This is a genomic window from Streptomyces sp. NPDC085927 (assembly GCF_044540975.1).
Classification (GTDB): Bacteria; Actinomycetota; Actinomycetes; order Streptomycetales; family Streptomycetaceae; genus Streptomyces; species Streptomyces hirsutus.
This window is the reverse complement of sequence record NZ_JBITSN010000007.1, coordinates 240,622-258,715: the sequence shown is the minus strand read 5'-3', so window position 1 is coordinate 258,715 and position 18,094 is coordinate 240,622. Positions and strand designations below refer to the sequence as shown.

Sequence of the window (18,094 nt, the reverse complement as noted above, 5' to 3'; positions counted from 1 at the left end):
GGCACCGCCCGTCAGCGGTGCCGGTGGCGCTCCTCCACGGCGACGGCCGCCGCCGCGACCGCGCCCAGGACGGGCAGGGCGAGCGGCGCGCTGAACCAGGCGGAGCAGACCACCACGGCCAGCCCGCCGACGATCAGGAAGGATCCGGCGGGATCGAGCACGGTGCGGCGGGCGGCCTGCGCGCACAGCGACCGCCAGGAGGCCCCGGGCCGCCAGGAGGCCGCCGCGCGCAGCCCGGCGACGACTGCCGTGATCAGGGCGAGCACGCCGACGGCGCCCACGAGCTCGCCGCCCGGCAGTCCGGCCCGTACGGCCCGTACGTCCACCCAGACCACGGCGAGGGCGGCCCACCCGGCGAGTCCGACGAGCCATCCGCCGCGCAGCGCCGACCGGAAGTCGGCCGTGAACTCCCGCAGCCCGCCGCGCTCATGGGCCAACTGCCGCCCGAGGTGCCGCGAGCCGGCCGCGAACGCGGCGGGGTAGGTGACCAGTGGCAGCGAGGCCAGCGCGATCCACACCCCGGTGAGCAGGCACTCGGCGAACAGGGCGAACTTCCCGGCGAGCGGTGACTCGCCGCGTGCGGCACGGGTTCCGGTGGGCGCCTCGGTCATGATCGGTTCACCTCAGCCCTTCAGACCGGACGTGGCCATGCCGTCGATGAGGTAGCGCTGGAAGGCCAGGAAGAAGGCCAGCACCGGCAGCAGCGCGACCAGGGACATGGCGATCATGCCGCCGTAGTTCGCCAGCCCTTCCTGGTCGACGAACATCTTCAGGCCGAGCGAAACGGTGTACTTGCCGGGCTCGTTGAGGTAGATCAGCGGGCCCATGAAGTCGTTCCAGGCGTTGATGAAGGTGAAGATGGCGCTGGTGATCAGGGCCGGCCGGCACAGCGGGAGCACGATCGACCAGTAGATGCGGAAGTGCCCGCAGCCGTCCAGGCGTGCCGCCTCGTCGAGCTCCCTGGGCAGGTTGCGCATGAACTGCACCATCAGGAAGACGAAGAACGCCTCCGTGGCCAGGTACTTCCCCAGCAGGAGCGGGGTGTACGTGTTGATCATGTCCATGTTGCGGAAGAGCACGTACTGCGGGATGAGCAGCACGTGGTACGGCAGCAGCAGGGTGCCGATCATCAGGGTGAAGAGCAGGTTGCGGCCGGTGAACCTGATCTTCGCGAAGGCATAGGCGGTCAGTGAGCAGGACACCACGATCCCGATCACCGAGCCGACGGCGAGGAAGAGCGAGTTGGCGAAGAACGTGGAGATCCGGATGTCCGCGATGCCGTCGGCGAGGCTGGTGTAGTTGGCGGTGATCGGGTCGGCCGGGAAGAGGTCCAGGCTGCCGACGATGTCCTCGCTGTTCTTGAAGGACCCGCCGATGACCCAGATGACCGGGTAGAGGATCACCGCGAGGATCGCCAGCGACCCGATGTGCCAGGCGAGCGAGCCGGGCAGACGGCGCCGCAGGGCCCCCGCCCTCGTGGACCGGGCCGGTGTGGCGTCGGTGGCCGGTGGGGGTGACCCCTGACCGGGCGAAGTCGGGAGATCGGGGGAGCTCATCGGCCGCCCTCCTCGTAGTGCACCCAGCTCTTCTGGGACCAGAAGAGCACCGCGGTGACCAGGGCGACCGCGACCAGCAGCATCCACGCCATCGCGGAGGCCAGGCCCATCCGGCTGTTCTCGAAGCCCTGGACGTACAGGTAACAGGTGTAGACCATGGTTCCGTCCGCGGGACCGCAGGCGTTGCCTCCGGCGCCGCCGCCGACGATGTAGGCCGAGCTGAAGATCTGGAAGGAGTGGATGGTCTCCAGCAGCACGTTGAAGAAGAGGACCGGGGAGATCATCGGCAGGGTGATGTTCCAGAACTGCCGGAGTCTGCCCGCTCCGTCGACGTCCGCCGCCTCGTACAGCTCGCGCGGCACCTGCTTCAGGCCGGCCAGGAAGATGACCATGGGGGCGCCGAACTGCCAGACGGTGAGCGCCACCAGGCTGTAGATGATCAGGTCCGGGTCGCCGGTCCAGCCGCCGGCGTCGACGCCGAAGAGCTTCTGCGTGCGGTCGACGATCGCGTCGTCGGAGAAGATCGCCTTCCACACGATGGCGACGGAGACGCTCGCCCCGATCAGCGACGGCGCGTAGAAGGCGGCCCGGTAGAAGGCCTGCCCGCGCCGCTTCTGGGCCAGCAGCAGCGCCACCCCGAGCGCCGCGATCAGCTTGATCGGCGTACCCACGACCACGTACCAGAGCGTGACCTGCACCGAGTGGCGCCAGCGCGGGTCGGCGAACATCTCGGAGAAGTTGTCCAGGCCGATCCACCGGGGGGCGTCGAACAGGTTGTAGTCGGTGAACGCGAAGTAGAGCGAGGCGGCCATCGGGCCCGCCGTCAGCAGCAGGAACCCGGCGATCCAGGGGGACATGAAGAGGTAGCCGGCCAGGTTCTCCCGGCGGCCCCGCCGCTTGAGGGCGGCGGGGCGCGGGGACTTCACCGGACCGTGCCGCGGCTCGGAGTCCCTGGTGAGGTCCTCCGTCGCAGGGGCGTGTGTCACGGCGCTTCCCATCAGCCGGCGAGAGCCGTCTTCGACTCGGTGAAGAACTGCTTGACGGCGTCCGCCACGGAGCGCTTGCCCAGGCCCAGCTCCTCGGCGATGCGCAGGAACGCGGCCTCGCAGATGTCGGCGCCGTTCGGGTGCGGGGTGATGGGCTCCAGGACGCCCGACTCGACGAGGGACTCCTCGTAGGCCGCGATCGCCTTGTTGACCGGGTCGGTCGGCCGGTACGCGTCGAACTGGGCCTGCGTGGTGGGCACACCGCGGTCGTATCCCATGATCTTGGCGACCTCGGGATCGTGCACCATGAAGTCGATGAACTGGGCGACTTCCTTGGGGTGCTGGGTTCGCTTGGAGGCGCTGAGCATCAGGGAGCCGAGGTACTGGCCGGTCTTCCTGCCGTCCGTGGTCGGGATGGGCGCGAGGCCGTACTCGCTCTTGCCCTCGGAGGTGTAGCGGACGGTGAAGTTGTCCCAGGTGAACTCGCTTCCGGCGAGTTCGGCGGAGAGCGCCGACTTGGGCTTGATCTGGGCGACCTTCTTCGGGTCGGCGAACAGGCCGGTCCTGACGCCCTTCTCGGCCTTGGTCCACCACCGGGTCAGATCCGCCTCGGTGAAGCCCAGGCCGTCCTCGGTGAAGAACGCCTTGCCGTTCTGCCGCAGATACAGGTCGTAGAGGTACATGACGCCGTACATGCCGCTGTCCCCGGCCCGGCCCGCCCTGTCGCGGATCTTCGTCATCGCCTCGTCGAAGTCGTCCCAGGTCCATCCCTGTTCCGGCTTGACGCCGGCCCGGGCGTAGACGGGCTTGTCGATGACCAGGGCCAGCGAGTTCGACCCCACGGGCACGCCGAGGAGCTTGCCGTCGACCTCGCCGAACTTCTCCAGACCCGCGCGGAAGCCGTCCATGGAGAGGTTGCCGGCCTTCACCTGCCCGTGGAGATCGAGCAGCACATTCTTCGCGTCGTATTTGCGGAGGAATCCGATGGCATTCTGGAATACGTCCGGCGGATTCCCTCCGGAGGCCTGCGTGTTGAACTTCTTCCAGAAGTCGGGGTACGGCTGGAAGTCGGTCTTGATCTTGATCTTCGGGTACTTCTTCTCGAAGAGCGCGATGGTCTTGTTGATGCGCTCGGCCCGGTCCTCGGCACCCCACCAGGAGTAACGGAGCGTCACGTTCCCATTGCTCGACCCGCTTCCGTCGCCGCACGCGGTGGCCGTGGTGCCCAGCCCCGCGACGGCCAGCGAGGCTCCCGCCGCCTTGAGGACCGTCCGCCTCCCGGCCTGCCTCTCCGCATTCCCGCCCTGCTGCATACGAGCCTCCCCGCGACGTCGCGTCCGCCTCATGAATCGTTTCAAGTAAGCGCTTGCTGGCACAAAGTACGGAGGACCCACGAGCGCGTCAATGATTCGGACAGGAATGGACGGGCACACCGGCCGAGCGGGAGCCGCCACGGCTCGCACCCCTTCGGCGGAGACGGACGGAAACACCCAGGTCCACGCGGCCCGACCGACGGACCGAACACCGCCGGGCCCGCCGGAGCGCGGGACCCGGAAGGTCACGGTTGGATGAAGAGCGGCGCGGACAGGGTGGCCGCATCATCCGTCGGGCAGGCCTGGGACACCGGGCGGAGGCATCGCGCGGCCTCACCACCACGCACCCGCGCGACGGCCGGGGACACACAGACGCGCCGCGGCCCGGCTCACTGTCGGTGAGCCGGGCCGCGGCGCGATCCGGTGGGCGATACTGGGTTCGAACCAGTGACCTCTTCGGTGTGAACGAAGCGCTCTCCCACTGAGCTAATCGCCCGGACGCAGGAAGAACATTACCCCATGTCAGGGAGTGCCTGTGACGGGCGGGGACCGGCGGCCGCGCCCCCGCCGCGGCTCACTGGTTCTCGATCTTCCAGGGCATCACGAGGCCGAACTTCCACAGGTAGATCCCGGCCAGCACGGTCCCGATCACGAGGGCGACGGTGGTCAGGATGATGTTCCGGCGCCGCACCCGGGGATCGAGTGCGCGCTGCGCCGCCTCGGTGACCTTGCGCTTGGTCCACCGGAGCACCAGCTGGGCCCAGACGAACTCGGTCGCCCAGATCGCCATGCCGCCGAAGATCACCACCCAGCCCGGGCCGGGGAGCACCAGCATGGCGGCGCCGGCCACCACGACCGCGAGCCCCACGACGAAGACCCCCACCTGCCAGCTCAGGTGCAGGGTGCGGCGCGCTTTGACGAAGGCCGGCGCCCTGGAGCCCAGCGCCCGTTCGTCCGTTGTCTGGTCAGCCCTGTCCATCCCCGCTCGATCCGCCGTCACGGCCGCCTCGCCGGGTGTGTCACTCCCCGTGTTCATACGGCCAAACACTACCGGAGCCCCTCACTTCACCGGAACGGGCTCAGTTCGCGAACGATCTTTCGGCCGGTTGAGTTACGTAAACCCATGCAAAACACTCAGAGGGGTTTACAACGGCACCGTAGGTGGCATGTCGATTTCGCCGACGTGCGAATCCCCGAGCGCACACTGAGCGAAAGGCCCTGGCGCTTATGAACACCACGGTCAGCTGCGAGCTGCACCTGCGCCTCGTTGTGTCGAGCGAGTCCTCCCTGCCTGTCCCCGCAGGCCTGCGGTACGACACGGCCGACCCCTACGCCGTGCACGCCACTTTCCACACCGGAGCCGAGGAGACCGTCGAGTGGGTGTTCGCCCGCGACCTCCTCGCCGAGGGGCTTCACCGCCCCACGGGCACCGGCGACGTCCGCGTCTGGCCGTCGCGCAGTCATGGTCAGGGCGTCGTCTGCATCGCCCTGAGCTCTCCGGAGGGAGAGGCTCTGCTCGAGGCCCCGGCACGGGCTCTGGAGTCCTTCCTGAAGCGTACGGACGCCGCCGTGCCTCCCGGCACGGAACACCGGCACTTCGATCTCGATCAGGAGCTCTCGCACATCCTGGCGGAAAGCTAGGCGAGGGTTCACCAAGCTGCCCGACGCCGTCGACTCGGGGTGACGGCTCGGGCCCTGACCGCCGTGCAACGGCACACAACGGCGCCGACGCCGCGGGACACCGCGGGCGGCGCCGTTGTGCTGCGCGCGAGCTCCGGCACGGAACACCGGCGGGACCGTTCCTCCGCGGCCCTCCGAGCCGCGTGCGGGCGAGAAGCGCTCATGGGCTCGCTGGAGCCACTACCATCGGCCAGCATCGGCGGGCGCCCGCCCGACCCTCAGGCCAGGGAGCGAATCGTGCTGATCACCCACGACACCCGGTGCGCGCTGGACACCGTGGTGGATCTGGTGAACTCCGCGCCGGAGGACGACTCGGTACCGGACGGGCTGCCGGACCTCCCGGCTCTCGAGGCCTTCGTGCGCAGCCACGAGGTCAGCGAGGTCGGGGTCCTCACGGAGTTCGACCTGTCGGCGGTACGCAGGATCCGCGGACGGTTCGCGTCGGTCTTCGCCGCTCCCGACGCCCACAGCGCCGCCAAACTGATCAACGAGCTGATCGCGGCCGCGGGCACCACGCCCCGGCTCACCAACCACGACGGCTACGACTGGCACGTGCACTACTTCGCCCCCGGCGCCTCGGTCGCCGATCACCTGGCGGCGGACTGCGGGATGGCACTGGCGTTCTTCGTGGTCGCCGGCGAGCAGGAACGGCTGCGGCGCTGCGAGGCCCCGGACTGCCGGCACGCCTTCGTCGATCTTTCCCGCAACCGCTCCCGCCGCTACTGCGACAGCCGCACCTGCGGCAACCGCCTGCACGTCGCCGCGTACCGCGCACGCCGCAAGGAGGCGGCGGGCTGAGCGGACGCAGCGGGCCGGGGCCGCCCTCCGGGCCGGGCCGAACCGGCCGAGTCGTGTGAGCCGGCCGTACGGGCGGGCGACGTTGCGATGCCGACGCGGTCCCGACGGGTGGCGCCGGGTACCGCGGGTACGGCTCACAGCCAGAGCAGGTCGTGCAGGGCAGCCGTGAGCAGCAGACACCCGATCACCGCAAGGAAGATCATCAGCGGTGGCTGGGAAAGGGCGAAGAGGCATCCACGCGGCTCGTCCTGCGGCGGCGCGGCCTCGCTCTGTGTCGTGTCCAGCATCTCGCGGGGATCATGACGCATCGGGAGCGCCCGATGCGATCACCACTCACGGACTGAACGCGAGGGCGCGGTTTCCGCGATCCCTCGTCCGAGTTGTGATCGTTCGCGCACATTCCGGGACCGCCTGTGACGCTTCGGTCCGTTCCCTCCCGCTCCCGCGTCACTCCGTCATCCGCGGTGCGGCGCGTCCGCCCGGGACGGCTTCATATGCCGTGCTTCTTGAGGATCGCCTCGATGTCGCTGAAGTCGTCGTCGCTCTTGGGCGCGGCCGTGGGGCGGGTCGCCGCCGGGCGGGAGCCGGGGCCCAGGGAGGGGGCCGAGGCCGTGGGGGCCACTGCCCCGGGCTGTGCGGGCGCCCCGGCCGTCCGGCGCTGCTGCTTGCGTTCCTTCCGCTCCTGGCGGGTGCCGCCGCGCCGGCGCTCCACCGCGCGCGTGGTCATGAACAGCACCCAGGACAGGCCCAGCACGCCGAAGCCCGCCCAGGCCGTGGGGCTGAAGGCGGTGTCGGCCAGCCACTCGACGACACCGGTCATCACCAGGCCGATGGGAACGAGCGCATAGGCGGCGATGCGGGTCGCGGTGAGGAAGCGCTTGCGGTAGGCCGTGACCAGCGCGATGCCCAGGCCTGCCGCGGACACGGCGGAGCAGACGGTCTCGGCAATCATCCGGTCCTCCAGGCAGGGGTTCGGTGGCATCGGGCACTTCGTCCCTTCCATCCTGCACCTTCCGGACCCCGCCGGGCCATGTTCCGGCCGCAGATCAGGGACATCTCCGGGTCGGCTCCTCCGCAGGTGCCGGTGCGGTGTACTCCCCCGGGGCCCGTCGTCCGGATCACGCCGGGCTCGCGGGTCCCGGTGCCTGATACAGCCCGGTCCGCACGGAAGACCCCGGGCCGGACGGGCGACAGGTCCGATTGGGTACCGGGGCGCGGGGCTGGAAGACTGTCGGTCATGAGTGACTCCTCCCCCGCCCGCGCCGCGGCCCCCGTACTCGACGTGTGGTGCGAGCTGCAGTGCCCCGACTGCCGTGACGCCCTCGACGATCTCCGCGCCCTGCGCGCCCGGTACGGCGACCGTCTGGAGCTGCGGCTGCGGCACTTCCCGCTGGAGAAGCACAAGCACGCCTTCGCCGCCGCCCAGGCCTCGGAGGAGGCGGCCGAGCAGGGGCAGGGCTGGGCCTACGTCGAGGCCGTCCTGGGACGGGTCGAGGAACTGAGCCGTGCGGGAGAACCCTTCCTGGTCGAGGTCGCCCGGGAACTCGGACTGGACGCCGAGGAGTTCGACACCGCGCTGATCGACGGCCGGCACATCCTGATCGTGGACGCCGACCAGGCCGAGGGCAAGGCGATCGGGGTGACCGGCACCCCGACCTATGTCATCGGCGGCGAGCGCCTCGACGGCGGCAAGAGCCAGGAAGGCCTGCGTGAACGCGTCGAGGAGATCGCGGACCGGCTCCTCGCCGAGCAGGACGGCTGACCGAGGAGCTCCCCCGGCCCCGGCCCCTACAGCAGGTGCTTGTACATCGCGTACCGCCTCGTCCTGTAACCGAGCGACGCGTAAAGCCGCTCCGCCGGGGTGTTGCCCGCGAAGACGTTGAGACCGATGGCGCGTTTTCCCGCGGCGATCGACTGCGCCTCGGCGAGCAGCATGAGGGACCGTCCGTGCCCCCGGCCGCGGTGTGCGGCGTCGGCCTCGACGTCGAACACGTACGCCTGGTCCGCGCGTACCGCGAGCCACAGCGTGCCCACGGGTGTGTCCCCGTGTTCGAGGACACTGAGGAGCATGCCCTCCGAGTCCCGTCCGTCGGGGAGCAGGGCGGCGTGGTCCTTGGCCGCCTTGGCCCGCGCCTCGGTCTCCGGGACACCGCGCTCGATCCAGTCCCGCGCGTACTCCGCCTCGCTCCTGACCGACCAGGGGCCGAACTCGGCCTCGGTCATCGGCCGTCCGCGACTGCCCTCCGGCAGGGCGGGCGGGACGTCCCCCAGCGCCTTCTCCATGCTGTAGTTGCGCACGACGTAGCCGAGCGCCGTGGCGAGGCGGAACGCGGGCCCGGCAGGGGCACCGGACCCGGCCGACCGGGTCTCCGCCCCTCCGGCTCCGTCACCGGCTTCGGCTTCGGCGGGGACCGTGGCCTCGATGCGGCGACAGCCCCAGCCACGGGCGATCTCCTCGGCGGCGAGCGCGGCCACCGTGCCCCGGCCGCGCCTGCGGTCCGGCTCCTCGATCCGCAGGCTCATGATCCGGGCCACGGCGCCACCGAAGACGGGATGCGTACCGATGTGTATGCGTCCGACGGGACGGCTGTTGACGCACACCTGGTAGTGGCGGGAGCGCGTGCCGTCGGGATTCTGCTGGAGCGGCTCGGCCGGCCGCAGGGTCGTGGTCATCACAGGTGTTCTACCCCTGCGGCCGCCCGGATCAGCCGAATGTCACATACCGGCCCCGGGCCCGGTCCCGGGCCTCGTCACGGATCGAGGTCGGCCGCCGCGTGCTCGTCGAAGATCCGCATGGCCTTGGCCGTCACCGGGCCCGGGGCACCGGGCAGTTCACGGTCGTCGACGCGCCGCACGGCCTGCACGTCCCGCAGGGTGGAGGTGAGGAAGACCTCGTCGGCCCGCTGGAGGACGTCCATCGGCAGATCGGTCTCGGCGGCGCCGGTCCACTCGACGGCCAGCGCCCGGGTGATGCCCGCGAGGCAGCCGGAGGCGACCGGCGGGGTGTGGATCTCGCCGTCCAGGACGACGAAGACATTGGACCCCGTGCCCTCGCAGAGCCGGCCGACCGTGTTGCCGAACAGCGCCTCCGAGGCGCCGTGTTCGCGGGCGCGGGCGAGGGCGACCACGTTCTCGGCGTAGGAGGTGGTCTTCAGGCCGGTGAGCGCGCCGCGTTCGTTGCGGGTCCAGGGGACGGTGATCACGGCGGTGGAGTCGGGGCGGCGGGTGGTGTCGCCCAGGGCGACGACGAGGGTCGGGCCGTGTTCGCCGCGGTCGGAGCCGAGGGGGCCGTGGCCGCCGGTGAAGGTGATGCGCAGCCGGCCGAGCGGCATCGGGTTGGCCTCGAGGACGGCCGCGCAGGCGCGGCGGACCTCGTCGAGGTCGGGTTCGGGCAGACCGAGGCCCCGGGCGGAGCGGGCCAGCCGGTCGAGATGCCGGGTCAGCGCGAACGGTCTGCCGTTCACGGCCTTCACCGTCTCGAAAATGCCGTCGCCCACGGTCAGTCCGTGGTCGAAGACGGAGACGCGGGCGGACTCGATGTCCTGCAGCCCGCCGTCGAGCCAGATCTTCACCTCAGGGTCCCTTCGCTCACCTCGTGCCTGCCCGACGCTACCGCGAGCAGCCGGGACGCCTTCAGTTCGGTCTCCCGCCACTCCCCCTCCGGGTCGGAACCCCAGGTGATGCCGGCACCGGTGCCGAACCGGAGCACGGCACCGCCGTCCGGCTCCCGGTCGATCCAGAAGGTACGGATGCCCACCGCCAGGCCGGCGGTGCCCCGGTCGGCGTCGACCCAGCCGATGCCGCCGCAGTACGGGCCCCGGGGCACCGGCTCCAGGGTGTCGATGATCCGCAGGGCGCTCGACTTGGGCGCGCCGGTGACGGAGCCGGGCGGGAACGCGGCGGCGAACAGCTCGGGCCAGCCGGCCCCGGGCCGCAGCTCGCCCCGCACCGTCGACACCAGGTGCACCAGCCCCGGATGCTTCTCGACGGCGCACAGGTCGGGCACCGTGACGCTGCCGGTGGCGCAGACCTGGCCGAGGTCGTTGCGGACCAGGTCGACGATCATCACGTTCTCGGCGTGGTCCTTGTCGAGGAGGTCGGCCTCGGTGCGTCCGGTGCCCTTGATCGGCCCGGACTCGACGGCGCGTCCCGCGCGGCTCAGGAAGAGCTCGGGCGAGGCGGTGGCGATCTCCACGCCGTGCCCCGGCAGGCGGATCGTTCCTGCGTACGGTGCCGGGTTGCCGCGGGCCAGCAGGGCGGTGAGGGCGTCCACGTCGGCGCCGGCCGGGACGGGGGCGGACAGTACCCGGCAGAGGTTGGCCTGGTACACCTCGCCGGCGGCTATGTGCTCGCGGATGCGCCGTACGCCGGCCACGTACGCGGCGTGGTCCAGGGAGGACGTCCAGTCATCGGTGGCCGGTCCGCGCCAGCCGCCCGGCACCGGCGCGGGTACCGGCTGCTCGCGTACGTCACGGAAGCGCGCGCAGGTCAGACGGCCCTCGAAGTCCGCGCAGACGGCCCAGAAACCGTGCGAGTCCAGGGCCGCCGGGTCGTCGGTGACATCGAGGAGACCGGTCGCGACACGGCTGCCGAAGCGGGCGAGAGGTGGGAGATCGAGCACGTCGTCGAGTCTATGGCGGGGGGTCGTCGAGGTGACCCGGCCGTGTCCGTGAGCAGGCGCAGCGCAGCACGCTGCACAAACGGGTTTTTGTACTGGCCCCGGAATCCGCTAGAGTTCACCACGTCGCCGGGACGCGCAAGCGGACCGGACCGACAGGCGGACGTAGCTCAGCTGGTAGAGCGCAACCTTGCCAAGGTTGAGGTCGCGAGTTCGAACCTCGTCGTCCGCTCGAAGGATCGGGGGCCTCCCGGGCCCCTGCGCTCCTGGTGGAGTGGCCGAGAGGCGAGGCAACGGCCTGCAAAGCCGTCTACACGGGTTCAAATCCCGTCTCCACCTCCATGGACGATTAGCTCAGCGGGAGAGCGCTTCCCTGACACGGAAGAGGTCACTGGTTCAATCCCAGTATCGTCCACTGGATCTTCGGATCCTCCGCGCGATTAGCTCAGCGGGAGAGCGCTTCCCTGACACGGAAGAGGTCACTGGTTCAATCCCAGTATCGCGCACGCAGCATCCATGACGCGCTCCTCGGAGCGGTCGTGGTCCCGAGGACGATTAGCTCAGCGGGAGAGCGCTTCCCTGACACGGAAGAGGTCACTGGTTCAATCCCAGTATCGTCCACATCACCCCGGAACCCCCGGCCGCTCAGGCGGCCGGGGGTTCTGTCGTCAGGACGAGAAGAGCATGCGGCCGAAGCCCTTGTTCCGGTGGTGGCCGTAGTGGTGGCCCCCGTGGTGACCGCCGTGCGGGGCGCCCCACGCGGGCTGGGGCGCCGCCGGGTAGGCCTGCGGGGCCGCGGGGGGCGGCGGCGCGGCCTGCTGGGACCACTGGGCCTCCAGCCGGGTCAGCGACTCCAGTTCGCCGTAGTCGAGGAAGATCCCTCGGCAGCCGCTGCACTGCTCGATCTGGACACCGTTGCGGTTGTAGGTGTGCATCGGCGCACGACACTTCGGACACTGCATGATCGGTTCAACTCCTCGCCGGTCGGACCTGCTTCAGGTATCTCCAGGACAGACTCTGTCCGACTGCGGTCGGTTGCACCCTACTTCGTCGATTCGTGCGCCAATTCGGCCGGGACCGCGGCTATTCGCCGGCAGGCGTCGACCAGGGCGTGGTCCACCTCGTCCAGAGGCCGCCCGTCCGCCACCGCCTTGGTGACCGTCCGCGCGGCGGTCTGCACGGTGAGGGCGCGGGCCGGCACGTCCAGGACGGCCCAGGGGTCTTCGGCGGCGTCGAGGGCGGGCCCGCCCGCGGCCCGGTACGCGTCGAGGAACCGCCCCCACTCCTGCGGCGCCAGCAGCCCGCAGGCGAACCAGGCGGCGGGACGGCCCAGATCCCAGGCCGGGGTGCCCGCGCCCAGGTCGTCGACGTCGATCAGCCGCCAGGACCCCCCGGGTACCCGTACGAGCTGGCCGAGGTGGAGGTCGCCGTGGCACAGGGCGGCCGGCTGCGGCATGGGCGCCTCGGCGCGCGCCCAGGCGGGCAGGGTCGCCCAGGCATCCCGTACGGGGGCCACGGCCGGGTGGTCGCCGACGGCCTGGAGCCCGGCGACGGCCCGGGCCGCCTTGAGGGGGCCGCGCATGACCGGCGCCGACTCGGGGACCGGTGTGCGGTGCAACAGGGCGAGCAGGGTGCCGACGGCTTCCCAGGGGGCGGCGTCGGGATCGTCCGGGTCGACCGGGCTGCCGTACGGCCAGAAGGTGACGAGCCTGCCGTGCAGGTCGGCCGGTGCCGGACCGAGCGGGGGCAGGAGCACGTCCGGGTGGCGGGAGGCGAGGGCGAGGCGCCGGGTCAGCTCGGTGGCGTCGGCGTCCGGTGCGTGGGCCTTCGCGACGGTGTCCGCGTGCCGGACGACGGTGCCGTCGGGGCGGTCCGCGAGGGTGCCGCTCGCCTCGCAGGCACAGGTGGGGGTGCGGATGTGGGCGATGTCTTCGGCCCGGGCGGTGAGTTCGGGAAGGAGGGCGGTGGCTGTCATGGGGCTCCCTGGTGCGGCCTGGGGCGAGGGTACGCGGGAGCGTGACCGGCGTTGACCGGTGGCACGGGGAGACACGGCTGCCCCCGGTCACGAGGCACCGGCGGGCGGCGGCAGCTGCGCGGGGCGGCACCGTTCACCGGCGAACACCGCCCACCGCGACAGCTCCGTATGCACCGCAACCACGCATGGGGCAACGCCCACGGACCGCAACCACGTCCGCGAGAGCGCGCGCCGGTTCAGGCGCAAAAAAGTGCCGGCGCAGCTCCCCAGCTGCGCCGGCATTCTTGCCGTCCGCCGCACCCCCGTCCCCACGGGGTTTCATGGGTGGATGTCCCCGCCCGGACCGCTCTTCCGGGCCTGGGGTCGCCGCTCAGCGCCCCAGCATCTCTCCCACGGACGACGCCTGTGTGGCCACCGTCTCCCACCCGTCGAAGACGAGGAGGAGCAGGACCGCCAGGGGAAGAGCCATCAGCGTCGCCACCACCGGGTGGCGACGGCCCTCGCGGCTCGGGCGGAACATGGCGGCGCCCGCCTTGTGTGCCCGTGTGCGGACGACTGTCCGCGATGCCGTGTGGGCCATGACCCCTCTCCTGACCTGTTTCTGTTGTCGTGGTGCCTCGGGTGCTGTGTGCGAACCTCTGGCAGCGGCGGGCGTCCGACCTCGGGGGACGAGTACCGCACCCGCCGCTTGACCTCAAATCTAGGTGCCCGGCGCTTCCCGGACGTCATGCCCTCGTACCGATTGCCGGGCCTCCCGGAGGATGAGCCGTGACCTGCGGCGTACTCCCCTGGGTGGAGACGGGCCGCTCCGTGTCAGGGACATCCCCGAGGGGGAGTCCGGTCCGCCCCTTCTCGTCGCTCATGTCTCCGATTCCTCCGTCCGCGGCACCGGGTGCTCGACCAGCGCGAGAACCCGGTTCGCCATGAACCTGGCCGTCCGCACCGCCGTTCCCGTACGCGTGACTTCACTCACTTCGACCACGCCCCGGCGCACCGCCGTCTCCACCCTGCGGCCCGCCCTGCTCGCCGTCACCTCGTACGTGCGCGTCGTGTCACCGGCGTCCACGACTATCTCCACACGGTCGCCCTTCATGTGATCAATCCCCCTTCGGAGTCGAATGGTTGAGACCACCACTTCGCACGGACCCGGCCTGGCCGCGCGTCCCCCGACCACTCTTCAAGTCTCCCACCCGCCACTGACAATCCGCCGCTCCGAGAGGGCGCGGCCTCTGCGCAAGGGCGCCCGGGGAAACGTAAGCTGTGGCACGTCACAGGACCGGGCAGCGGGGATGAACATGGCGATGATGCGCCTGAGGCGCGAGGACCCGCGCGTCGTCGGCTCTTTCAGACTTCACCGACGGCTTGGCGCGGGCGGGATGGGCGTTGTCTATCTCGGTTCCGACAAGAAGGGGCAGCGGGTCGCACTGAAGGTCATCCGGCCCGATCTGGCGGAGGACCAGGAGTTCCGCTCGCGGTTCGCGCGGGAGGTGTCCGCGGCGCGCCGCATCCGCGGCGGGTGCACGGCCCGTCTGGTGGCCGCCGACCTCGACGCGGACCGGCCGTGGTTCGCCACGCAGTACGTGCCCGGCCCGTCGCTGCACGACCGGGTCGCCGACGGGGGGCCGCTCGGCGCGGCCGAGGTCGCCGCGGTCGGCGCGGCCCTGTCGGAGGGGCTGGTCGCCGTGCACGAGGCCGGGGTCGTGCACCGGGACCTGAAGCCGTCCAACATCCTGCTGTCCCCGAAGGGACCGCGGATCATCGACTTCGGCATCGCCTGGGCCACCGGCGCCTCGACGCTCACCCACGTCGGCACGGCGGTCGGCTCTCCCGGCTTCCTCGCGCCGGAGCAGGTGCGGGGCGCGGCCGTCACACCGGCCACGGACGTGTTCTCGCTGGGCGCCACGCTGGCGTACGCGTCGATGGGCGACTCGCCCTTCGGGCACGGCAGTTCCGAGGTGATGCTGTACCGCGTGGTGCACGAGGAGGCCCATCTGCGGGATGTCCCGGACGCGTTGGCGCCGCTCGTCCGCGCGTGCCTCGCGAAGGATCCCGAGGAGCGGCCGAGCACGCTCCAACTGTCGCTGCGGCTCAAGGAGATCGCCGCCCGGGAGGGGCAGGGATTCACCGGCGTACGTCCGCCGGCTCCGCGCGGCGCGGAGTCGGAGCGGGCGGCGGGGCGCTTGGCCGACACCTACCCGGACCGTGCGCAGCGTCGCGCGCCGGGGCAGCAGGGCGCGCCCGAGGGACAGGCCACCACCCCCCCGCCGCGTGGCGCGGCCCCGGGTCGCGGTGCCGGTCCTGCCGGTGCCGGTCCTGCCGGGAGCGGGGCACCGCGGCGGCGCGGCAGCCGGAGCGTGCCCCCGTCCCGCGGGGGCAGTACGTCACGCGGCGGCAGTACGTCACGCGGGGGCAGTACGTCACGCGGGGGCAGTGCCTCGCGCGGGGGCTCCTCCCGCGACGGCAAGCCTTCCCGGTCCGGTTCCCGGCCCACGTCGGGTGCCCGGCCCGCGTCGGGGTCACGGTCCACGTCCGGGTCACGGTCCACGCCGGGTTCACGGGACTCGACACGGTCGGGCACGGGCCCCCGTCGTCCCGGGCCCCGGACGGGCACCGGCCTGCGGCCGGCCAATCCGCGGCTGCTCCTGCAGCGGCTGTTCGTGTTCGTCGTGGTGACACTGGTGGTCGCGGTCGGCATCGCCCTGATCCAGGGCTGACGGGGGCCGGCCCGCGGCCTCGGCGACGCCGGCAGGCGCACAGCGGCCGCCGGCGACCAGGAGCAGGGGGCGGGCAGGGTCTGCGGGCTCACGGCGCCGGCGGGCTCGTCCCGTCCTGTCCCGTCGGCCGGCCCGTCGCCACCGCGTAGAAGGCGACCGCGGCCGCCGCGCCCACGTTGAGCGAGTCGACGCCGTGGGACATCGGGATGCGGACCCATTCGTCGGCGGCGACCAGGGCCTGGGTGGACAGCCCCTCGCCCTCCGCGCCCAGCATCAGGGCGACCCTGTCCATCCGGTGCGGGGCGACCTCGTCGAGGCTCCGGGCCTTCTCGTCAGGGGTCAGGGCGAGCAGCGTGAAGCCCGCTTCGCGGACCGATTCCAGGCTCCTGGGCCAGCTGGTGAGCCTGGCGTACGGCACGGAGAAGACCGCCCCCATGGAGACCTTGACGCTGCGGCGGTAGAGCGGGTCGGCGCAGTCCGGGGAGAGCAGGACCGCGTCCATGCCGAGGGCCGCCGCCGAGCGGAAGATGGCACCGATGTTGGTGTGGTCGTTGACGGACTCCATGACCACCACCCGGCGGGCGGTGCGGAGCAGTTCGGCGGCCGTGGGCAGCGGGGTGCGCTGCATGGAGGCGAGTGCGCCGCGGTGCACGTGGTAGCCGGTGACCTGTTCGGCGAGTTCCGGGCTCACGGCGTAGACCGGGGCGGGGAGTTCGTCGATGACGTCGCGCATGACGTCGACCCACTTGGCCGAGAGCAGCATGGAGCGCATCTCGTAGCCCGCGTCCTTGGCGCGTCTGATGACCTTCTCGCCCTCGGCGATGAACAGGCCCTCGGCGGGTTCTCGTTTGCGGCGCAGCTCCACGTCGGTCAGGCCCGTGTAGTCGTGCAGGCGCGGGTCGTCGGGGTCCTCAATGGTGATGAGATCGGCCACGGGGGTGATACTGCCTTGTCCTGGGTGTGGTGCCAACGGCCGGGATCGGCCGTGTTACCTGGGGTTACTTCCGGGGGTGCCGCCTGGGCCCACAAGGGCCGCGGAGGCTTACGAGGGCTGCGAGGGCTTCGGGGCCCGCACGGCAGGAAGTCCGACGTTCACGACCTCGCCGATGACGATGACCGCCGGTGGCCTGACCTCCTCGGCCCGGACGGTCTCGCCGACCGTGGCGAGCGTGGCGTCGACGCGGCGCTGGGCGGCCGTGGTGCCCTCCTGGACCAGGGCGACCGGGGTCTTCGGCGACCTGCCGTGCGCCACGAGGGTCTCGGCGATCCGGCCGATCTTGTCGACGCCCATGAGCACCACGAGGGTACCGGTCAGCTTCGCCAGCGACGGCCAGTCGACCAGGGAACGCTCGTCGTCGGGCGCGACGTGGCCGCTGACCACGGTGAACTCGTGGGCCACACCGCGGTGGGTGACCGGAATCCCGGCCGCTCCCGGGACCGAGATGGAGCTGGAGATGCCGGGGACCACGGTGCACGCGATGCCCGCCTCGGCGAGCGCGTGCAGTTCCTCCATGCCGCGGCCGAAGACATACGGGTCGCCGCCCTTGAGCCGGACCACCGCCTTGCCCTGCTTGGCGTGTTCGATCAGCGCGTTGTTGATGGCCTCCTGCGCCATGAACCGGCCGTACGGGATCTTCGCCGCGTCGATCACCTCGACGTGCGGCGGGAGTTCGGCCAGCAGGTCGCGCGGGCCGAGCCGGTCGGCGATGACGACGTCCGCCTCGGCGAGCAGCCGGCGTCCGCGCACGGTGATCAGGTCGGGGTCGCCGGGACCGCCGCCGACCAGGGCGACGCCCGGGGTACGGGTGCGGTGGTGCCGGGCGACGAGCGTGCCGTCGCGCAGGCCCTCCACCACGGCGTCGCGGATCGCGGCGGTGTGGCGGGGGTCGCGGCCCTTGACGTCCGTGGTGAGGACGGCGACCGTGACTCCCTCGCTGTGCCCGGTGGCCGGGGTCCAGGCCGTGGCCTGGTCGGCGTCGTCGGAGCGGACGCACCAGACGCGGTGGCGTTCGGCCTCGGCGGAGGCTCGGGCGTTGGCCTCGCCGTCGCCGGTGGCGATCAGCGCGTACCAGGCGTCCGTGAGGTCGCCCTCGGCGTAGCGGCGCCGCTCCCAGGTGATCTCACCGGCGTCCGCCATCGCCTCCACGGAGGGCGTCACCTCCGGTGAGATCAGGACGATGGACCCGCCGGCCGCGATGAGGGCGGGCAGCCGGCGCTGGGCGACCTGTCCGCCGCCGAGCACCACGACTCGACGGCCGGTGAGGCGGAGGCCCACGGGGTAGGCGGGGTGTTCGGCCATGAGGCTGCGGCTCCTCGTACAGGCGGGCGTGCGAGGGGCGCTACGGCACTGGAGCGGCCCTGACGTGCGGTGTGCGGATGTGGGATCAGCGTACGGCCGGGGTGGGACGGTGACGACGGAACACCGGACGCCGCGCCCCACCCCTCGGAGTACCT

Annotated in this window: 19 protein-coding genes, 6 tRNA genes and 1 pseudogene; 9 read left to right on the top strand and 17 right to left on the bottom strand. The window is 71.6% G+C overall.

The window, feature by feature from the left end; translation table 11 throughout:
• Nucleotides 1–11: 11 nt before the first annotated feature.
• From ACIF80_RS20880 to ACIF80_RS20855, 6 genes are all read right to left on the bottom strand, one after another.
• Nucleotides 12–611, bottom strand: a complete 600-nt coding sequence (locus ACIF80_RS20880; protein WP_399806564.1) for a hypothetical protein — start codon at nt 609–611, stop codon at nt 12–14.
• A gap of 12 nt (nt 612–623) precedes the next feature.
• The gene (locus ACIF80_RS20875) at nt 624–1,556 is read right to left on the bottom strand and encodes a carbohydrate ABC transporter permease (RefSeq protein WP_399806562.1); all 933 of its coding nucleotides are present in this window, start codon (nt 1,554–1,556) and stop codon (nt 624–626) included.
• On the bottom strand, nt 1,553–2,554 hold the full coding sequence (locus ACIF80_RS20870; protein WP_399806559.1) for a carbohydrate ABC transporter permease: 1,002 nt from the start codon (nt 2,552–2,554) through the stop codon (nt 1,553–1,555). Before ACIF80_RS20870 ends, ACIF80_RS20875 begins: the two co-directional genes overlap by 4 nt.
• On the bottom strand, nt 2,554–3,855 hold the full coding sequence (locus tag ACIF80_RS20865) for an ABC transporter substrate-binding protein (protein ID WP_399806557.1): 1,302 nt from the start codon (nt 3,853–3,855) through the stop codon (nt 2,554–2,556). The genes ACIF80_RS20870 and ACIF80_RS20865 overlap by 1 nt, the downstream gene beginning before the upstream one ends.
• Before the next feature lie 424 nt (nt 3,856–4,279).
• Nucleotides 4,280–4,351: transfer RNA gene (locus ACIF80_RS20860), tRNA-Val, on the bottom strand.
• Nucleotides 4,352–4,429: 78 nt separating this feature from the next.
• On the bottom strand, nt 4,430–4,891 hold the full coding sequence (locus tag ACIF80_RS20855; protein ID WP_399806555.1) for a TIGR02611 family protein: 462 nt from the start codon (nt 4,889–4,891) through the stop codon (nt 4,430–4,432).
• 191 nt (nt 4,892–5,082) lie between these two features.
• Here ACIF80_RS20855 and ACIF80_RS20850 point away from each other — a divergent pair, with 191 nt between their 5' ends.
• Nucleotides 5,083–5,496, top strand: coding sequence for an SsgA family sporulation/cell division regulator (locus ACIF80_RS20850; protein ID WP_004002642.1), 414 nt, complete (start codon nt 5,083–5,085; stop codon nt 5,494–5,496).
• A 276-nt stretch (nt 5,497–5,772) separates the two neighbouring features.
• Nucleotides 5,773–6,333, top strand: a complete 561-nt coding sequence (locus ACIF80_RS20845) for a CGNR zinc finger domain-containing protein (protein ID WP_399806553.1) — start codon at nt 5,773–5,775, stop codon at nt 6,331–6,333.
• A gap of 134 nt (nt 6,334–6,467) precedes the next feature.
• Here the strand turns inward: ACIF80_RS20845 and ACIF80_RS20840 are convergent, their stop codons facing one another.
• The gene (locus tag ACIF80_RS20840; protein ID WP_167353808.1) at nt 6,468–6,620 is read right to left on the bottom strand and encodes a hypothetical protein; all 153 of its coding nucleotides are present in this window, start codon (nt 6,618–6,620) and stop codon (nt 6,468–6,470) included.
• 203 nt (nt 6,621–6,823) lie between these two features.
• On the bottom strand, nt 6,824–7,285 hold the full coding sequence (locus ACIF80_RS20835; protein ID WP_399806550.1) for a hypothetical protein: 462 nt from the start codon (nt 7,283–7,285) through the stop codon (nt 6,824–6,826).
• 285 nt (nt 7,286–7,570) lie between these two features.
• On the opposite strand from ACIF80_RS20835, the gene ACIF80_RS20830 reads away from it, so the two are divergent.
• A complete protein-coding gene (locus tag ACIF80_RS20830) occupies nt 7,571–8,095 on the top strand; it encodes a DsbA family protein (RefSeq protein ID WP_399806547.1) in 525 nt (174 codons plus the stop codon).
• A 26-nt stretch (nt 8,096–8,121) separates the two neighbouring features.
• On the opposite strand, the gene ACIF80_RS20825 is transcribed toward ACIF80_RS20830, so the two are convergent.
• From ACIF80_RS20825 to ACIF80_RS20815, 3 genes are all read right to left on the bottom strand, one after another.
• Entirely contained in the window at nt 8,122–9,006 is an 885-nt protein-coding gene (locus ACIF80_RS20825; protein WP_399806545.1) for a GNAT family N-acetyltransferase, read from the bottom strand.
• Between the two features lie 77 nt (nt 9,007–9,083).
• The gene (locus ACIF80_RS20820; RefSeq protein ID WP_399806542.1) at nt 9,084–9,905 is read right to left on the bottom strand and encodes an aminotransferase class IV; all 822 of its coding nucleotides are present in this window, start codon (nt 9,903–9,905) and stop codon (nt 9,084–9,086) included.
• Nucleotides 9,902–10,954: a chorismate-binding protein gene (locus ACIF80_RS20815; protein WP_399806539.1), complete on the bottom strand. Its 1,053-nt coding sequence runs from the start codon at nt 10,952–10,954 to the stop codon at nt 9,902–9,904. Before ACIF80_RS20815 ends, ACIF80_RS20820 begins: the two co-directional genes overlap by 4 nt.
• A gap of 156 nt (nt 10,955–11,110) precedes the next feature.
• On the opposite strand from ACIF80_RS20815, the gene ACIF80_RS20810 reads away from it, so the two are divergent.
• From ACIF80_RS20810 to ACIF80_RS20790, 5 genes are all read left to right on the top strand, one after another.
• Nucleotides 11,111–11,183, top strand: a tRNA-Gly gene (locus tag ACIF80_RS20810).
• A gap of 36 nt (nt 11,184–11,219) precedes the next feature.
• Nucleotides 11,220–11,293 (top strand) — tRNA-Cys (locus ACIF80_RS20805).
• A 1-nt stretch (nt 11,294) separates the two neighbouring features.
• A tRNA-Val gene (locus ACIF80_RS20800) sits at nt 11,295–11,366 on the top strand.
• 19 nt (nt 11,367–11,385) lie between these two features.
• A tRNA-Val gene (locus ACIF80_RS20795) sits at nt 11,386–11,457 on the top strand.
• A gap of 43 nt (nt 11,458–11,500) precedes the next feature.
• Nucleotides 11,501–11,572, top strand: a tRNA-Val gene (locus tag ACIF80_RS20790).
• Between the two features lie 47 nt (nt 11,573–11,619).
• Here the strand turns inward: ACIF80_RS20790 and ACIF80_RS20785 are convergent.
• The 4 genes from ACIF80_RS20785 to ACIF80_RS20770 form a co-directional block, all read right to left on the bottom strand.
• The gene (locus tag ACIF80_RS20785) at nt 11,620–11,913 is read right to left on the bottom strand and encodes a zf-TFIIB domain-containing protein (protein WP_352333914.1); all 294 of its coding nucleotides are present in this window, start codon (nt 11,911–11,913) and stop codon (nt 11,620–11,622) included.
• 80 nt (nt 11,914–11,993) lie between these two features.
• Nucleotides 11,994–12,926 (bottom strand): phosphotransferase, encoded by a 933-nt coding sequence (locus ACIF80_RS20780; RefSeq protein WP_399806536.1) that lies wholly within the window; start codon nt 12,924–12,926, stop codon nt 11,994–11,996.
• 370 nt (nt 12,927–13,296) lie between these two features.
• A complete protein-coding gene (locus ACIF80_RS20775; RefSeq protein ID WP_042174944.1) occupies nt 13,297–13,506 on the bottom strand; it encodes a hypothetical protein in 210 nt (69 codons plus the stop codon).
• 279 nt (nt 13,507–13,785) lie between these two features.
• On the bottom strand, nt 13,786–14,019 hold the full coding sequence (locus ACIF80_RS20770) for a hypothetical protein (protein ID WP_399806533.1): 234 nt from the start codon (nt 14,017–14,019) through the stop codon (nt 13,786–13,788).
• Nucleotides 14,020–14,215: 196 nt separating this feature from the next.
• On the opposite strand from ACIF80_RS20770, the pseudogene ACIF80_RS20765 reads away from it, so the two are divergent.
• Nucleotides 14,216–15,637: pseudogene (locus ACIF80_RS20765) on the top strand (serine/threonine-protein kinase); the annotation flags it as partial.
• A gap of 91 nt (nt 15,638–15,728) precedes the next feature.
• Here ACIF80_RS20765 and ACIF80_RS20760 read toward each other — a convergent pair.
• Together ACIF80_RS20760 and cobA are read right to left on the bottom strand one after the other, a co-directional pair.
• Nucleotides 15,729–16,574, bottom strand: a complete 846-nt coding sequence (locus tag ACIF80_RS20760; RefSeq protein WP_399806530.1) for a TrmH family RNA methyltransferase — start codon at nt 16,572–16,574, stop codon at nt 15,729–15,731.
• A 108-nt stretch (nt 16,575–16,682) separates the two neighbouring features.
• Nucleotides 16,683–17,939: a uroporphyrinogen-III C-methyltransferase gene (gene cobA, locus ACIF80_RS20755; RefSeq protein ID WP_399806527.1), complete on the bottom strand. Its 1,257-nt coding sequence runs from the start codon at nt 17,937–17,939 to the stop codon at nt 16,683–16,685.
• Between the last annotated feature and the right edge of the window lie 155 nt (nt 17,940–18,094).

Bases quoted from the DNA above. Each gene is read 5' to 3' on its own strand.
- ACIF80_RS20855 (WP_399806555.1), bottom strand. From the start codon at position 4,891: ATGAACACGGGGAGTGACACACCCGGCGAGGCGGCCGTGACGGCGGAT.
- ACIF80_RS20875 (WP_399806562.1), bottom strand. From the start codon at position 1,556: ATGAGCTCCCCCGATCTCCCGACTTCGCCCGGTCAGGGGTCACCCCCA.
- ACIF80_RS20840 (WP_167353808.1), bottom strand. From the start codon at position 6,620: ATGCTGGACACGACACAGAGCGAGGCCGCGCCGCCGCAGGACGAGCCG.
- ACIF80_RS20850 (WP_004002642.1), top strand. From the start codon at position 5,083: ATGAACACCACGGTCAGCTGCGAGCTGCACCTGCGCCTCGTTGTGTCG.
- cobA (WP_399806527.1), bottom strand. From the start codon at position 17,939: ATGGCCGAACACCCCGCCTACCCCGTGGGCCTCCGCCTCACCGGCCGT.
- ACIF80_RS20770 (WP_399806533.1), bottom strand. From the start codon at position 14,019: ATGAAGGGCGACCGTGTGGAGATAGTCGTGGACGCCGGTGACACGACG.
- ACIF80_RS20785 (WP_352333914.1), bottom strand. From the start codon at position 11,913: ATGCAGTGTCCGAAGTGTCGTGCGCCGATGCACACCTACAACCGCAAC.
- ACIF80_RS20825 (WP_399806545.1), bottom strand. From the start codon at position 9,006: ATGACCACGACCCTGCGGCCGGCCGAGCCGCTCCAGCAGAATCCCGAC.
- ACIF80_RS20865 (WP_399806557.1), bottom strand. From the start codon at position 3,855: ATGCAGCAGGGCGGGAATGCGGAGAGGCAGGCCGGGAGGCGGACGGTC.
- ACIF80_RS20870 (WP_399806559.1), bottom strand. From the start codon at position 2,554: ATGGGAAGCGCCGTGACACACGCCCCTGCGACGGAGGACCTCACCAGG.
- ACIF80_RS20880 (WP_399806564.1), bottom strand. From the start codon at position 611: ATGACCGAGGCGCCCACCGGAACCCGTGCCGCACGCGGCGAGTCACCG.
- ACIF80_RS20835 (WP_399806550.1), bottom strand. From the start codon at position 7,285: ATGATTGCCGAGACCGTCTGCTCCGCCGTGTCCGCGGCAGGCCTGGGC.
- ACIF80_RS20830 (WP_399806547.1), top strand. From the start codon at position 7,571: ATGAGTGACTCCTCCCCCGCCCGCGCCGCGGCCCCCGTACTCGACGTG.
- ACIF80_RS20780 (WP_399806536.1), bottom strand. From the start codon at position 12,926: ATGACAGCCACCGCCCTCCTTCCCGAACTCACCGCCCGGGCCGAAGAC.
- ACIF80_RS20775 (WP_042174944.1), bottom strand. From the start codon at position 13,506: ATGGCCCACACGGCATCGCGGACAGTCGTCCGCACACGGGCACACAAG.